Origin of the sequence: Methanofollis formosanus (assembly GCF_019633745.1) — an archaeon.
Lineage (GTDB): Archaea > Halobacteriota > Methanomicrobia > Methanomicrobiales > Methanofollaceae > Methanofollis > Methanofollis formosanus.
On the sequence record NZ_CP037968.1, the window covers coordinates 1,874,425 to 1,888,004 of the forward strand.

The window sequence follows — 13,580 nt, forward strand, 5'->3', positions numbered from 1 at the left end:
CTGAAGTGCTTCCTTCCAGAAATTCCGATCCCTATTCTCCACCCGGGGGCCTGCCGCCCCCCCGAGCGCGAGCGTGTGGGAAGGGTATGGATGCAGATTTGCGCAACAAAGAGGTGAGGCTCTCTCAACCACCATCCGTCGTCGCTATCTTCTGCAAGAGGGGGGCCGGAGAGTTTTGGGATGGCCTCTCAGATATGATTGAAGATAGGGGGCGGGGGCGATCGCCCTGAGAGGGAAAGGGCCCCCTTCAATCGTCGTCCCATCGGTCAGGTTCCTTCCCTTTACCTTCGGGCACCTCCTGATCTGATGAGCAGCCGGACGGGGCCTGTGGGGTGACAATGTCATGCGCTCCCTTCTTCTCCCTCCCTTCCTCCAGCCCCCCCGACCTCCCTCGATTAGAAGCTCTCAAATACCGTGACCGCGAATCTATAATGCACACTGGGGTCGTGGGGTAGCCTGGTCCATCCTATGGCGTTCGGGACGCTGTAACCTGAGTTCGAATCTCAGCGACCCCATTTTCACTCATTCTTCTGATTTCGTCTCTCACAAGCCGCGGGCTTCGGCACCCTGTTCTTCCTCCGCGGACTCTGCCGCACGACCGCTCCGTCCTCCCCCTCTCCGAAAGGTATATCTCTCCGCCTCCCTCTATCCGTCCAGAAAGGGGGGAAACGTGATGATGCCGATAGAAGAAGAAGGACCGCGGGGGGCGATCCTCCAGCGCGACCTGGAGACCTACGCGATCGTGCCGCGGACACCTGCGGGCCTGGTCTCCACCACCGACCTTGAGAACATCGTAAAAGTGGCGCGCCGGTACGAGGTGCCGGTCCTCAAGATCACCTCGGGCCAGCGGATGGCCCTGGTCGGGATCAAGAAGGAAGAGGTCGATCAGATCTGGTCTGAACTCGGGATGACCGTCGGCGAGGCGACGGCGCCCTGTCTCCACTACGTCCAGGCCTGTCCTGGCACCGAGGTCTGCAAGTACGGCGTGCAGGACTCCCTGGGCCTGGGCACCGAGGTGGAGGCGGTTTACCGCGACCTCAACCTCCCGGCCAAACTGAAGGTCGGGGTCTCGGGGTGCCCGCGCTGTTGCGGCGAGAGTTATGTGCGCGACATCGGCGTGCTCGGGACGACGAAAGGGTGGACCGTCATCTTCGGCGGGAACTCGGGCGGCCGCCCGCGGATCGGCGACGTCATCGCCACAGACCTCAACCGCGACGAGGTCCTGGACCTGGTGCGCCGGCTGCTCGAATATTATCAGGTCCACGGCAAACCCGGCGAGCGCACACACCGGATGGTGGAGCGGGTCGGGATCGAGGCGGTGAAAGACGCCGTCCTCGGTTAATCTTCTTTTTTGTTCTCCGGGCTTTGTAGAATTCAGCATGAGGCGAGCGCGCGCCTCTTTCTTTTCAAGACGAGAGAATCGGGGGAGGCCTTGTTCCATCGCCGTCCCACGCCTATCCTCGTCGTGGGGGGTCCGGGGGGCACTTGCCCCCCGGCGCGAGACGCCGGTGAAGATTCTGCGATGAGGGGCGGCGGGTCTGATCATCACACCTTCCCTCATCCTCCCGCCGGGGGCTCTGCCCCCGGAACCCCCGGGATGGCGATGGGGCCGGGAAGGCAGAGGGGCGATCGATCAGAGGTTGCTGCCGTCCGTCCCATTCCCTCTCAAATGTGCGTTGGAAGATCTCTACTCTTCTTTTTTCCCGCCCCACTCCTCGACCCGTTCGGTGGCGAGGCCGACGACGACCGAGAACCCGAGCATGAAGACGGTCAGGACGGCGGTGTAGAGCCAGCCGAAATAGTAAACCATCAGCGGGACCAGGGGCAGTTTCACCGACCGGCAGTACAGGAAGGCGGCGGCCAGGGCCGGGCGCATCCCGTTTTTCCTGAGGTCGGCGAGGAGCGGGAACCAGAGATAGACCGGACCGGTCGAGACGACGCCGACGACGGTGGCGATCAGCCAGCCGCGTGCGCCCGCCTCCCGGCCCAGCGCCCCGGCCACCCGTTTGGGTGTGAGAAAAAGGTCGACGGCGAAGAGGAGGAGAAAGACCAGGACGAGCGCCGGGATGACCTGGCGGAGGAGGGCCGCGAACCGCGCGAGCGATCGGGCGGCGAGGTCGGGGTCGAGGATGAAAACGACGGCGTACACCAGGAGCACGACGGCGAGGAAGAGGGCGGGGTACGGCGAGATTTTTCCTTTCTGCTCCGGGTTCATGGGCTCGCCCCCAGACCTGAGAGGACCAGGACGACGAGCACGGCCATCAGCACGGCGCAGAGAAAACTGATCGCGTTGCGGGCCAGGGCGAAGCGCCGGCCCATCACTTCCATCTCGGCCGGGAGACTGACCAGCCCGACACTCACCCAGGCGACGATGAAGGCCGTCACCGCCGTCAGGCTCACGCCCACCCTGAGGAGCTCGCCGCCGATCACATAACTGGTGACCGGGTTGCCCGCGGCCACGCTCCCTGCCGCCGCCCCCACGAGGGGGTCGAGGACCGGGTGGCCGGTGAAGAGCGCGGCATAGGCCTCCTCGGGGATCGCGGCGGTGAGCAGACTGACCAGGAGGAGCACCCCGGCGATCATCGGGACGATCTGGAGAAAGGACTTCGCCGTCTTCTTCGCACTGCTCCTGATCTCCATGGGCTGATCTGGGCGCGGGGAGGATTTGAGATGTGTGGTCGGCACAAGGTTCATGACCGGCCTCTCCCACCTTTCCCCGGGGCAGACTGCGGCATATGATGACCGGCGCCCGCCCACATCTCAGGTGAACACCATGACCGTCGAACAGATCCCCATCGGAAGGTTCTCCAGGATCGTGCACCTCACCCAGAAGGCCCTCCGCCTCTATGACCAGAAGGGCCTGCTGGTGCCTGAGGCGAAAGACCCGATCACTGGCTACCGCAACTACACGATCAGGCAACTCGAGGCGGCGGTGCGGGTCAGGACCCTGGCGAGCCTCGGGTTCTCGCTCGAAGAGATGAAGGCCGTCCTGGACGGGGAGGCCAACGACGGGATGGTGGGGAGGCGCCTGGCTGCCGTGCGGCAGGAGGTGGCGCATCTCGCCAGGATCGAGGAGGTCCTGTCTGCCAGGACTTCCCTTGAGGAGTTGTTTGCTATGTCGCTGTCAGAACCAGTTGTCAAGGAGATCCCTGAACTCCGGGTGATCAGCAAGAGAGAGAAAGGAACCTACGAGGACGTCTGCCACCGGGTCATCGAGGAGTTGATGGCCGCGGTGTACAGTCCGGAAAACCAGCGGAACGGCGTGCGGATCGTCGGGCCGGTGATGATGCTCTGTTACGACGAGGAGTACCGGGAGACCGACGCCGACCTCGAACTCGCGGTCCCGGTCGCCGGCCGGGTGAGCGTCGGCGAGGGGGTAGAGGTGAAGGTTCTCCCGGCCGTGGAGGTTGTCTCGGTCCTGTATACCGGGCCGTATTACAATCTCACCTCTGCCTACAGGAAGATCCAGGAGTACGCCGCGGCCGCCGGCCTCGGCCTCCGGGGCCCGGACCGGGAACTCTTCTACAACAGTCCGCACGAGGTCTCGCCCGAGGAACTGAGGACCGAGGTGCAGTACCCGGTCGTGCGGGCCGCGTGACCGTCCCGCCGAAGGGTTCATATGGCGGGGCGGTGTCTGGGGGAGCATGGAGGAGATCACCGGGGTGAAGAAACTGGCCAACGGAGTATTGGTCGAGTACCGCCAGAAGGGGGGGCGGAGGACCGCCGGGTTCACCTACCAGGAGCTCATCGACATGCGGGTCAACGCCTTCGACCTCGTCGAGAACCCGGACGACTACCTCATCGAACCCATGAGCCGGCAGATCGAGGCCAGGCCGGACAAGTGCGAGCGTCATATCGTCAGGTAGGGGAAAACGTCTTCCCTTCTTTTTTCCAGGATCTAGGAATGCACGAGGAGCAGGTGCACCTCCGCCGGGGGGTCGCGACCGACGCTGCGGTGATCGCGGAGTACAATATTGCCATGGCGCTGGAGACCGAAGCGAAAATCCTCGACCCGGCGACGGTTCGTCGAGGTGTCGAGGCGGTGATCGCCGACCCGGCGAAGGGCTTCTATCTTCTCGCCGAGACGGACGGTCTGGTCGTCGGGCAGGCGATGGTCACCTTCGAGTGGAGCGACTGGCGCGACGGGCTATTCTGGTGGGTTCAGAGTGTCTATGTCCACCCGGACGCCCGGCGGCAGGGGGTCTTCGCCCGTCTCTTCGGTGCCCTCGAGGCCGAGGGCCGGCGCCGGCCCGAGGTGGTGGGGCTGCGGCTGTACGTCGATCAGGAGAACCTGGCCGCCCAGAAGACGTACCGACGGTTGGGGATGGCGGTGTCGAATTATGCTCTTATGGAACGGGAGTTCGAGGAGTGATCTCGTTGTGTCACGGTTTTGAATCGCTGTTCCGGAGGTTTTTCGGCGTATGGGTGAACACGGGTTTCGGGCACGCCGGATAATCGCCCGTGCCGTCCCCGATCACCGGATCTTTTCCGCTGTCTCGCGAGAAGATAGGGCGGGGGACGGCGTGATGATCAGAACATGCCGCTCCCCCATCATCGAATCTTTTCCGCCGTCTCGCGAGAAGATAGGGCGGGGAGCGGCACGCGGAGGTGTGCTCCTCCCCTGAAAGTAATGATCGCCCCTTTCCTGTCCCACTCCAATCTTCGGGGTCATGATAACGGGACGGCGTGATGATCAGGAAATGCCGTCCTCCCGACGCCATGCTTTTTATCGGGTGGCGGCGATGCTCTCCTGAACGAGGAACGAGATCATGAGCGACGAGGTACGTGCTGAACTGAAGGGGAAGGTGCTCCGCCTGAAAGATCTCATCGAGTACCAGGACGGGACGGTGGCGAGCAGGATGATCGTCAACCGGCCGGTGGGGACGATCACCCTCTTCTCCTTCGACGAGGACGAGGGGCTTTCCGAGCACACGGCGCCGTACGATGCGGTGGTGACGATTCTCGACGGGGAGTGCGAGGTCTGGCTCGCGGGCGAGACCCACCAGATGAAGGAGGGCGAGACGATCATCTTCCCGGCAAACGCTCCCCATGCCCTCTCGGCGGTGACGCGCTTCAAGATGATGCTGACGATGGTCCGGGAGTGAACGGCGTGCCCGACGAAGGTAAATACTGCACCATCTGCGGCGGCGCCGTGCCGGCGGGTCCGGAGATCAGGAAGGTCCTGGTCGATGGGAAGGCGACCGGGATCGACCGTCTCGACCGGATCCTCGAGGACGTGATCGCCCTCGGCCTTGAGCGCGAGGACGAGATCAGGGCGGCGCTCCTGGAGCGGGTGAAGGCCTTCAACTATGTCCCGACAAAGAAGGCCGACGCCTACGCGGGGGCGTTGATGGCGGAGTACCGGGCCGCACTGGCCGCCCGGAGGTGATCGTCGATGTCTGATCGATCCGAACGGGCTGCGGCGTCGTTCACCGGCGGGTTGAACTGCGCCCAGGCGGTGGCCGGGGCGTTTGCCGAGGAGTGCAGGGCGGACGAGGCAACGGTGCGGAAGATGGCGTGTGGGTTCGGCGGCGGCCTCGCCCATACGGACCGGACCTGCGGGGCGGTGAGCGGGGCGGTGCTCGTCCTGGGCCTGACCCGCGGCACCGCCATCCCCGGCGATGCGGAAGGGAAGGAAGCATGTTACGTGCTGGTGCGGGAGTTCCTCCGCCGGTTTGCCGGGCGCCACGGTTCGACGGAGTGCACGGCGCTCATCGGTTACAATCTCTCCGACCCTGAGGCCCTCGCGGCGGCGAAGGAAGCCGGGGCGTTTGCGGCGCGGTGCACCGGGTATGTGCGGGACGCGGTGGAGATCGTCGAAGAGGTGCTGCGGGAGTCATGAAGGCGCGGGTGCATGTTTTCGTCAGCGGCCGGGTGCAGGGGGTCTTCTTCCGGGACGCGACGAGCGAGGAGGCGGCGCGGCACGGGGTGACCGGATGGGTGCGAAACCTCCCCGACGGTCGGGTGGAGGCGGTCTTCGAGGGCGAGGCGGAGGGTGTCGAGGCGATGCTTGGTTTCTGTCGTCGCGGCCCGCCGGCGGCGCGGGTGACCGGCGTCGAGGTGGCTGACGAGGCGTATGCCGGGGAGTTCGTCGGGTTTGCGGTGCGGCGGTGAGCGCGGTGCACCGATTTTTTTCTTAAGATTTTTCATAATACAGGCCCCAATAAAGAGGCAACTACGATAGAGGTCTGATCTGATTGATTCGCCGTTCGAAACTCGAAGATGCCGATGCCATCTATGGATTATATGCTGAGACCGCCGCCGTGCCGGGTGGGCTTGCCCGCTGCCGGGAGGAGATCACCCCCACCTATATCCATACGTTTCTGAGAAGATGCATCGCCGACGGCCTTTCCCTCGTCGCTGTGGACGACGACGGCCGGGTCGTGGGGGAGGTGCATGCCTCCCGCTGCGGGCTGCGAGTCTTCGGGCATGTGCTCACCGACCTCACCATCTCGGTACACCCGGTGTGCCAGTCGCACGGGTGGGGCCGGCAGCTCTTCGAGCAGTTCATCCGGGTGGTGACCGAGGAGATGCCCGAGATCAACCGGATCGAACTGAGCGCGAGGGAGAGCAACACGCGGGCGATCCGGTTCTACGAGTCGCTGGGGTTCGTCGTCGAGGGGCGGATGAGGGGCCGCATCTACGGCGTGAGCGGACTCTACGAGGACGACATCCAGATGGGGTGGCTCAGGGCGCCGGGCTCCGGGTCGTGAGCGGTGCGGGGCCGATCTTTTCTTTTCCCGCGATGGTTCCGGGCGTATCCGGCGATCTATCCCGCATCCTGCTTCGAATGTCTGTTTTTCATCGGGACATTGGTAATATCCAAAAGTATATCATAACTATTTGATAATACGAAAATTGTATCCTGTGTGAATTTTGCCGTGCCCACCCGGTCTTTTCAGCGCCGGGACGGCGCGGAGCAGGTGATCGTTGTGACGAAGATGCGATTATGTATGGTTATGCTCCTCCTTCTGGCGGCGGTGCCCGGGATCGTCCTTGCCGACGATGCGACAATGGAGGCGATCGGTACGAAGGCGGCGACAGTGGCGATGGACCAGCTCGGTTCTGCAAAGGGCGATGCACATCTGCTGGCGATGACCGACGCCGGTTGTGCGATGATCGGGAAAGAAACAACTGAAAAGTGTCTGAACGGGGTGACCGACGCGAGCGGGTGCACTATCGGCGACGCGAATCTCCTCATGCCCCAGAGGAGCAAGTTTTCGCCGCTGTGGTTCTTCTTCTACAAGAAAGACTCCGGCGAGGCGGTCTTCCTCCAGGTGAACGGCACGGCGACGGCACGTTCGGCCGCCGAGATCACGAAGATGCCGGCCGATGAGGTCTTTGCCGTCATGGCAAAGAAGAAGATCGATGCGGCGTACATCCTGAAGAACCAGGGTGTGTGGACCGAATACCTTGAGAAGAAGGTCTTTGCCGGGAACGAGTTCAGTCTCATCACCATCGCCAATGTGTGGGCCGATCCGGCGACGACGTACGATTTCCTCAGGGTCGCCTCGTTCCACAACCACCTCTGTCCGGGCGTGAGCAGCGGCTACCTCATCTCCCATTATGTGGAGGAGAAACTTCCCATCGAGAGTCCGAAGCAGAGTTATAAGGTCATCGCCTGCCCGGTCTGGTGCAAGGACGATCTCTTCCCGATTGTGTGGGACGCGACGGCGGGGAAGCGGGGTTTCTTCGCGAAGGATCTGAGTGCGGTCGAGAAGGATGCGTTGCAGAAGAAGTACGGGACCAATGTCGCGGGCATTTATGTCAGGTGGGACGAGGCGACGAAGAGCGGCGACGGTCTGGTCGTGGCGTACAACATGACACGGAGCAATGAACTGACCGGCACTGCCGGTTGGAAAGGGGATCCGCTCCTCTCGAAACTGGTGATGGACCTCGAACTGATCGACTACGTCGACCGGCCCGAGGAATTGGTCACCACAGTCAAGGAGTTCAGGTGCGAGAGCCCGGAGGAGTTTGCGATGCTCACCTACGCCGGGGTCAACCCGCTGAAGGTGCTGGGCGTGGAGGGCTGAGGAGTTTCTGCCTGCCCGAAGATTTTCTCTTCTCTTTTTTCACCTTCTTTTTTTCTTCTCATTGTGCCGCCGGGAGCGATAGATATTAGAGGATGGGTGGCGAAAACCATAGGTGCAGGCGCGAGAGTAGTGAAGCGGCCAAACACGGGGGACTCAAGATCCTCTCCCGTAGGGGTTCGTCGGTTCGAATCCGGCCTCTCGCATTTCTTTTAAATAGTGATTTGGGGAGGGCTCCCCCTCCCCTAATTCCACGCCCTCACCTCCCTCGCATAACTCCGATCGCAGAGTTTCCCCCACCCGTCACCCGAACAGTACACCGCCTTCCCCTCATTACCCCCATCGCAACGGCCCAGGTCGGTCCTCACCCGTGTGAACTCCCGGCGGTCCAGGACCCCCGCGAGCGGCAGGACCTTGTTTGCACGTGTGCACCGGATTGCACCGGGTTGCACTCTGAAAGTGCCACCGAACGGGGGCATATTATATGCCTGTTTATCGATCGGAACGACCTCGTCGGGATCATTGTCCTCGTGTGCACCAGAACGCCGATCGCACCCACCCTCACCCGGAGACCCCGACCGATCAGGGGTGGTGGGTGCGTCCCCGTTCTGGTGCAATAGAGTACTATGAGAGAGATATCTCTCTCTCTTCTCTCTAGAATAGGTACTCCGGGGCCGTTCTTCCGTCCCCCTGCTTTGCACGTTCTCAGTGCAACTTCGGTGCAACCCAGGTGCAAACGTGCCATCGTCCAGTGGGTCGGGGTCGGAGTCGCGATCGAGCCAGACATGCGCCCCCGCCGTCCGCCGCCGGGATCACGGGCACCCCTCCGGGATCAGACCGACAGATATTACATCGTCGTGCGACGACAGAGACATGGCAGACCTCCTTGAACCGGTGTTGGCGCACGATTCGTTCCGGGGGCTGCCGTCTCTTCTCGTCAGAGATGGTTTTTTCATGGTTGTCGTACCTCGGTGCGGCCCGCCGAATGCCAAAAATCGTATTTTTATAATCTTCATTGCCCGGACGGAAAGATGGCCCCCCGCCCTACCCGGCCAGGCGCCGCATCTGCCGCTCCAACGCCTCCAGGTCGCGCTCGACCCCGTCGATCTCCCGCGAGAGCTGCTCGGCTTCGCCGTCCAGCTGTGCCACCACCACCCGCTGCTCGTTGATCCTCTCCTCCATCCTCTCGGCGTCCTCATACTCCTGGGGGGTGAGCCACCGGCCTGCATATCGCTCATTGTGCGAGTCGATGAGATCGTTGAGCTCTTCGAGTTCGTCGTTGTATCTCTCGACCTTGCGGTTGTACCGCTTCTCCAGGTCATCGTACTGCTCCACTCCCGCATTGTACCGGTTCGAGAGGTCGATGAACTCCTTGAACCCTCGAGGTGTATCGAAGAACCACCCCTCCTGGTACTGCTCGTCGTCGTCGACGACGAACCCCCCGGTCGTCTCCAGGGCCGTCCAGACGCCGGGCGAGGTCTCGGCCAGCACCCAGGCATGGTCGGCCTCGTGGAGTTCTTCGCCGCTCCGCTCCACGTCGCCGATGGCGATCTTCGCGTCGATCCCCCTCGTCTCGATCATGTTCCAGACGTCCAGCGCCATGTCGGCGCAGACGAAGAAGTCGGCGTCGCTGTAGGTGTGGGTCTCGCGGTAGGTCTCGACGATCTCGCGTACGACGGCGACGTTCGCCTCCCCCTCGGTGAGCACGACGACGGTTAGGTTCTCAGCCTCGCCGGTGCCCAGGCTCGCGGTGAGACGGTACCGTCCGCCCGGCATCGTCCCGGTCGGGAGGCGGTACTCGAAACCGTACTCCGCGTCCACCTCGACCTGGTACGACTGCGGGACGAAAGACCCGTCCCCGTCGATCGGCTCGACTGTGAGATTGACCTGCTTCCAGGGGGTGACGGCGCGGCCCGTGACGACGATCTCTTCGCCCTGAAGATAGTCGCCAGGCCTGTCGCACGCAAGGTCGACCTCGGGGACCAGGTTCTCGGCGAGGTCGGCGACGACCCCGGCCTCCTCGCCCATCCTCACCTCGATCTCGGTCTGCCAGGTCGGATAGCGTTCGTGCCGGAGTTCGAGGGTATGGCTCCCGGCATCGAGGTCGCGCACGGTGCAGGGGGTGGTGCCGCAATACTCGCCGTCGAGGTAGACGGCGGCGTCCGCCGGTTCCGAGGCGATCTCCAGCGTCCCCGAAAGGGCACCGCATCCGGTGGTCAGGACAAATCCGATGGTCAGGAGAAGGAGCGGGAGGCGTTTCATGAATTGGGATCTATACGACGATCGATATGTATCTTCGCCCGCGCCCGCGTCCCGGTGCGGCCCCCGGCATAGGTTTATCTCCCCGCCTCGCAAGGGAGGAGACGAGAGGAGGGGGACGAGATGACAGCAGAGTTTGAGGTGAGCCTGGAGAGCAGGGTGGTCAGGCCCGACCCCGTCTACCTGGAGACCTCGGCCCTCGGGCCGTGGAAGCAGGCGTACCGCCGGTACCTCGAGGACCCCGACGGGTTCTGGGCGCAGTACGCCGGCGAACTCGAGTGGGTCGAACCCTGGGACCGGGTGAAAGACTGGGAGTACCCCTATGCCCGCTGGTTCGTCAACGGAAAACTGAACATCACCATCAACTGCCTGGATCGTCACGCCGCGGGCGAGCGCAGGAACAAGGTGGCGCTCATCTGGCGGGGCGAGGAGGAGGGCGTCGAGCGGGTGCTCACCTACCGGCAACTTCACCGGCAGGTGATGCGGTTTGCCGGCGCCCTGAGAAACCTCGGCGTCGGCCGCGGAGACGTCGTCTGCATCTACATGCCCCTCGTCCCCGAACAGATCGTCGCCATCCTCGCCTGCGCCCGGATCGGCGCCGTCCACTCGGTGGTGTACGGCGGGTTCGGCGCCGACGCACTCAACACCAGGATCCGCGACGCCGGGGCGAAGGTCGTCGTCACCGCCGACGTCGGGTATAGACGGGCCACGCGGATCCCGCTCAAGACCATCGTCGGCGAAGCGGTGCGGAACGCCCCGAGCATCGAGAAGGTGATCGTGCTCAGGCGGACCGTGCCGCACGTCGCCCTCCACCCCGAGATGGAGATCGACTTCCAGGAGTGCATGGCCGCCGCCCCCTCGCACGTCGACCCCGAGGTGATGGACGCCGAAGACCCGCTCTTCATCCTCTACACCAGCGGCACCACCGGCCCGCCCAAGGGCATCGTCCACACCTGCGGCGGCTACATGGTCGGCACCTACTACACCGCGAAGTACATCTTCGACCTCAAGGAGAACGACGTCTACTGGTGCACCGCCGACCCCGGCTGGATCACCGGCCACTCGTACATCGTCTACGGCCCGCTCGCCGCCGGGGCCACGGTGCTCATCACCGAGACGGTCCCCGACTACCCCGATCCCGGCATCTGGTGGCGGGTCATCGAGGACTTCGGGGTGACGGTCTTCTACACCGCACCCACTGCGGTGAGGATGTTCATGAAGTACGGCGATGAGTGGCCGGCCCGCTCCGTCCTCGACTCGCTCCGGGTCATCGGGTCGGTCGGCGAACCCCTCAACCCGGAGGCCTTCGAGTGGTACCACCGGGTCATCGGCCAGTCCCGCTGCCCGGTGCTCGACACCTGGTGGCAGACCGAGACCGGCATGCACATGCTCGCCACGCTCGTCGGCGAACCGATGAAGCCGGGGTTCGTGGGCCGCCCCATCCCCGGCGTCTCGGCCGAGGTGGTGGACCGCGAGGGCAACCCGGTGCCGCCCGGCACCGGCGGGTTCCTGGTGCTCACCGAACCCTGGCCGGCGATGATGCGCACGGTCTACAAAAACGACGAACGCTACCGGAAATACTGGACCACGGTCGACACCCTCTACCTGGCCGGCGACCTCGCGGTGAAAGACGAGGACGGCTATATCATGGTCCTCGGACGCGCCGACGACATCATCATCGTCGCGGGGCACAACCTGGGCACCGCCGAGGTGGAGTCGGCCCTCGTCGCCCACGAGGCGGTGGCCGAGGCGGCGGTGATCGGCGTCCCCGACCCGGTGAAGGGCCAGGCGGTGAAGGCCTTCGTCATCCTGAAGGTGGGGTACGCCCCGAGCGAGAAACTGAAGACCGACCTCATCTATCATGTGCGCATGAGCATCGGCCCCATCGCGATGCCCTCGGCGGTCGAGTTCGTCCTGTCGCTCCCCAAGACCAGGAGCGGCAAGATCATGCGCCGCGTCCTGAAGGCGCAGGAGATGGGCGTCGACCCCGGCGACATCTCGACGCTCGAGGTGTAGGGGATGGACGAGCCCTCCCTCTTCGGGATGCCCGCCGCAAAGGGTCGGTGGCTGCTGGTCCTCTGCGGGATGCTCATCAACCTCTGTCTCGGGAGCATCTATGCGTGGAGCGTCTTCGTCGCACCGCTGACCGCCCACTTCACCGAGAGCCTCGGCCGCGAGGTGACGGCGACAGAGGTGCTCATGCCTTTCTCGGTCTTCCTCCTCGTCTTCGCGGTCACGATGCCCCTGGCCGGGCGGTTGATCGAGTCCCTGGGCCCGGCGAAGACGGCGGCCCTCGGCGGTGTGCTGACCGGCCTTGGCTGGATCTTCGCCTCCTTCGCCGGGTCGGTGGAGGCGCTGTACCTCGGCTACGGCGTGGTGGGCGGCGTGGGCGTCGGGATCGCCTACGGTGTGCCGGTCGCCGTCTCGACGCGGTGGTTCCCTGACCGCCGCGGCCTGGCCGTCGGGCTGACCGTGCTGGGCTTCGGGTTCTCCGCGGTCGTCACCGCCAACCTCGCCGGTCTCCTCATCGAGGCCGTGGGGGTGATGGCCACCTTCCGCGTCTTCGGCCTCGCCTTCCTCCTGCTCCTCGTCATCCTGGCGCTGCCCCTCTCCTTCCCGCCAGGGCAGGGTCTGGCGGCGACCGGCGTCGCCGCCTGCGAGTTCGACCGCGGCCGGATGCTCAGGACCCGGGCCTTCTACGGGCTCTGGGGCTGCTACTTCATCGGGTGTCTCGCCGGACTGATGGCCATCTCCATCGCCAGACCGGTGGGCACCGAGGTGGCCGGGATCGAACCCGCCCTTGCCACCGCGCTCGTCGGGTTCTTCGCGGTCTTCAACGGCGGGGGCCGCCCGCTCTTCGGGGCGTTCACCGACCGCTTCACCCCGCGGGCCGCGGCGATGCTCTCCTTCTTCCTCATCGGTGCGGCCTCCCTTGCCATGTGGTGGTACCCGGTGCCGGCGACCTACGTCGTCGCCTTCGCGCTGCTCTGGGGATGTCTCGGCGGCTGGCTCGCCCTCGCCCCGGCGGCGACGGCGCAGTTCTTCGGCACCTGCGACTATCCCCGCTGTTACGGCGTGGTCTTCCTGGCCTACGGTGCCGGTGCCCTCGCCGGCCCGCAGTTTGCCGGGCTCGTCAGGACGACGACCGGCGGCTACCTCGGCGTCTTCCCGGTCGTTGCGGTGCTCGCACTCGTCGGGCTCGTGACGGCCTTCGCCCTGCTCAGGCCGCCCTCAGAAGCGCCCGGATAATTTCGGCACCTTCAAGGGGGTTGCCTTCCACCCTTCGGT

Annotated in this window: 16 protein-coding genes and 2 tRNA genes; 14 read left to right on the top strand and 4 right to left on the bottom strand. The window is 64.4% G+C overall.

From position 1 onward, the window contains the following. The first annotated feature begins 440 nt into the window (after positions 1–440). Together E2N92_RS08535 and E2N92_RS08540 are read left to right on the top strand one after the other, a co-directional pair. Positions 441–515 (top strand) — tRNA-Pro (locus E2N92_RS08535). Positions 516–673: 158 nt separating this feature from the next. Continuing rightward, positions 674–1,342, top strand: coding sequence for a nitrite/sulfite reductase domain-containing protein (locus E2N92_RS08540; protein ID WP_425515751.1), 669 nt, complete (start codon positions 674–676; stop codon positions 1,340–1,342). Positions 1,343–1,687: 345 nt separating this feature from the next. Here the strand turns inward: E2N92_RS08540 and E2N92_RS08545 are convergent, their stop codons facing one another. Beyond that, positions 1,688–2,215 carry a hypothetical protein gene (locus E2N92_RS08545; protein WP_220680769.1) on the bottom strand — a complete coding sequence of 176 codons (528 nt, stop codon included), beginning with the start codon at positions 2,213–2,215 and terminating at the stop codon, positions 1,688–1,690. After that, positions 2,212–2,640, bottom strand: a complete 429-nt coding sequence (locus E2N92_RS08550; protein WP_220680770.1) for a hypothetical protein — start codon at positions 2,638–2,640, stop codon at positions 2,212–2,214. Before E2N92_RS08550 ends, E2N92_RS08545 begins: the two co-directional genes overlap by 4 nt. Positions 2,641–2,773: 133 nt before the next feature. On the opposite strand from E2N92_RS08550, the gene E2N92_RS08555 reads away from it, so the two are divergent. The 10 genes from E2N92_RS08555 (at position 2,774) to E2N92_RS08600 (ending at position 8,239) form a co-directional block, all read left to right on the top strand. Further along, positions 2,774–3,598 (top strand): MerR family transcriptional regulator, encoded by an 825-nt coding sequence (locus tag E2N92_RS08555; RefSeq protein ID WP_220680771.1) that lies wholly within the window; start codon positions 2,774–2,776, stop codon positions 3,596–3,598. Positions 3,599–3,644: 46 nt separating this feature from the next. Next, positions 3,645–3,866: a hypothetical protein gene (locus E2N92_RS08560; RefSeq protein ID WP_220680772.1), complete on the top strand. Its 222-nt coding sequence runs from the start codon at positions 3,645–3,647 to the stop codon at positions 3,864–3,866. Positions 3,867–3,904: 38 nt separating this feature from the next. Beyond that, the gene (locus E2N92_RS08565; RefSeq protein ID WP_220680773.1) at positions 3,905–4,372 is read left to right on the top strand and encodes a GNAT family N-acetyltransferase; all 468 of its coding nucleotides are present in this window, start codon (positions 3,905–3,907) and stop codon (positions 4,370–4,372) included. A gap of 397 nt (positions 4,373–4,769) precedes the next feature. Further along, positions 4,770–5,105 carry a cupin domain-containing protein gene (locus E2N92_RS08570; RefSeq protein WP_220680774.1) on the top strand — a complete coding sequence of 112 codons (336 nt, stop codon included), beginning with the start codon at positions 4,770–4,772 and terminating at the stop codon, positions 5,103–5,105. Between the two features lie 5 nt (positions 5,106–5,110). Beyond that, a complete protein-coding gene (locus tag E2N92_RS08575) occupies positions 5,111–5,389 on the top strand; it encodes an NAC family transcription factor (RefSeq protein WP_220680775.1) in 279 nt (92 codons plus the stop codon). A 6-nt stretch (positions 5,390–5,395) separates the two neighbouring features. After that, positions 5,396–5,842 carry a C-GCAxxG-C-C family protein gene (locus E2N92_RS08580; RefSeq protein ID WP_220680776.1) on the top strand — a complete coding sequence of 149 codons (447 nt, stop codon included), beginning with the start codon at positions 5,396–5,398 and terminating at the stop codon, positions 5,840–5,842. Then, positions 5,839–6,114, top strand: a complete 276-nt coding sequence (locus E2N92_RS08585; protein ID WP_220680777.1) for an acylphosphatase — start codon at positions 5,839–5,841, stop codon at positions 6,112–6,114. Before E2N92_RS08580 ends, E2N92_RS08585 begins: the two co-directional genes overlap by 4 nt. Positions 6,115–6,197: 83 nt before the next feature. Further along, complete coding sequence (locus E2N92_RS08590; RefSeq protein ID WP_220680778.1) at positions 6,198–6,713, top strand: GNAT family N-acetyltransferase; 516 nt, start codon at positions 6,198–6,200, stop codon at positions 6,711–6,713. A gap of 240 nt (positions 6,714–6,953) precedes the next feature. Beyond that, entirely contained in the window at positions 6,954–8,036 is a 1,083-nt protein-coding gene (locus tag E2N92_RS08595; protein ID WP_220680779.1) for an FmdE family protein, read from the top strand. A 120-nt stretch (positions 8,037–8,156) separates the two neighbouring features. Then, positions 8,157–8,239, top strand: a tRNA-Leu gene (locus E2N92_RS08600). 39 nt (positions 8,240–8,278) lie between these two features. Here E2N92_RS08600 and E2N92_RS08605 read toward each other — a convergent pair. Next, complete coding sequence (locus tag E2N92_RS08605; RefSeq protein ID WP_220680780.1) at positions 8,279–8,485, bottom strand: hypothetical protein; 207 nt, start codon at positions 8,483–8,485, stop codon at positions 8,279–8,281. 592 nt (positions 8,486–9,077) lie between these two features. Beyond that, complete coding sequence (locus tag E2N92_RS08610; RefSeq protein ID WP_220680781.1) at positions 9,078–10,295, bottom strand: PEGA domain-containing protein; 1,218 nt, start codon at positions 10,293–10,295, stop codon at positions 9,078–9,080. A 120-nt stretch (positions 10,296–10,415) separates the two neighbouring features. Here E2N92_RS08610 and acs point away from each other — a divergent pair, with 120 nt between their 5' ends. Together acs and E2N92_RS08620 are read left to right on the top strand one after the other, a co-directional pair. Further along, positions 10,416–12,308: an acetate--CoA ligase gene (acs, locus tag E2N92_RS08615; protein WP_220680782.1), complete on the top strand. Its 1,893-nt coding sequence runs from the start codon at positions 10,416–10,418 to the stop codon at positions 12,306–12,308. A 3-nt stretch (positions 12,309–12,311) separates the two neighbouring features. After that, positions 12,312–13,541 (top strand): L-lactate MFS transporter, encoded by a 1,230-nt coding sequence (locus E2N92_RS08620; protein ID WP_220680783.1) that lies wholly within the window; start codon positions 12,312–12,314, stop codon positions 13,539–13,541. The last annotated feature ends 39 nt before the right edge of the window (positions 13,542–13,580 follow it).

What these genes read in the sequence shown, in the direction of transcription:
- E2N92_RS08540 (WP_425515751.1), top strand. Translation starts at nt 674, where the DNA reads ATGATGCCGATAGAAGAAGAAGGACCGCGGGGGGCGATCCTCCAGCGC.
- E2N92_RS08545 (WP_220680769.1), bottom strand. Translation starts at nt 2,215, where the DNA reads ATGAACCCGGAGCAGAAAGGAAAAATCTCGCCGTACCCCGCCCTCTTC.
- E2N92_RS08550 (WP_220680770.1), bottom strand. Translation starts at nt 2,640, where the DNA reads ATGGAGATCAGGAGCAGTGCGAAGAAGACGGCGAAGTCCTTTCTCCAG.
- E2N92_RS08555 (WP_220680771.1), top strand. Translation starts at nt 2,774, where the DNA reads ATGACCGTCGAACAGATCCCCATCGGAAGGTTCTCCAGGATCGTGCAC.
- E2N92_RS08560 (WP_220680772.1), top strand. Translation starts at nt 3,645, where the DNA reads ATGGAGGAGATCACCGGGGTGAAGAAACTGGCCAACGGAGTATTGGTC.
- E2N92_RS08565 (WP_220680773.1), top strand. Translation starts at nt 3,905, where the DNA reads ATGCACGAGGAGCAGGTGCACCTCCGCCGGGGGGTCGCGACCGACGCT.
- E2N92_RS08570 (WP_220680774.1), top strand. Translation starts at nt 4,770, where the DNA reads ATGAGCGACGAGGTACGTGCTGAACTGAAGGGGAAGGTGCTCCGCCTG.
- E2N92_RS08580 (WP_220680776.1), top strand. Translation starts at nt 5,396, where the DNA reads ATGTCTGATCGATCCGAACGGGCTGCGGCGTCGTTCACCGGCGGGTTG.
- E2N92_RS08585 (WP_220680777.1), top strand. Translation starts at nt 5,839, where the DNA reads ATGAAGGCGCGGGTGCATGTTTTCGTCAGCGGCCGGGTGCAGGGGGTC.
- E2N92_RS08595 (WP_220680779.1), top strand. Translation starts at nt 6,954, where the DNA reads ATGGTTATGCTCCTCCTTCTGGCGGCGGTGCCCGGGATCGTCCTTGCC.
- E2N92_RS08610 (WP_220680781.1), bottom strand. Translation starts at nt 10,295, where the DNA reads ATGAAACGCCTCCCGCTCCTTCTCCTGACCATCGGATTTGTCCTGACC.
- acs (WP_220680782.1), top strand. Translation starts at nt 10,416, where the DNA reads ATGACAGCAGAGTTTGAGGTGAGCCTGGAGAGCAGGGTGGTCAGGCCC.
- E2N92_RS08620 (WP_220680783.1), top strand. Translation starts at nt 12,312, where the DNA reads ATGGACGAGCCCTCCCTCTTCGGGATGCCCGCCGCAAAGGGTCGGTGG.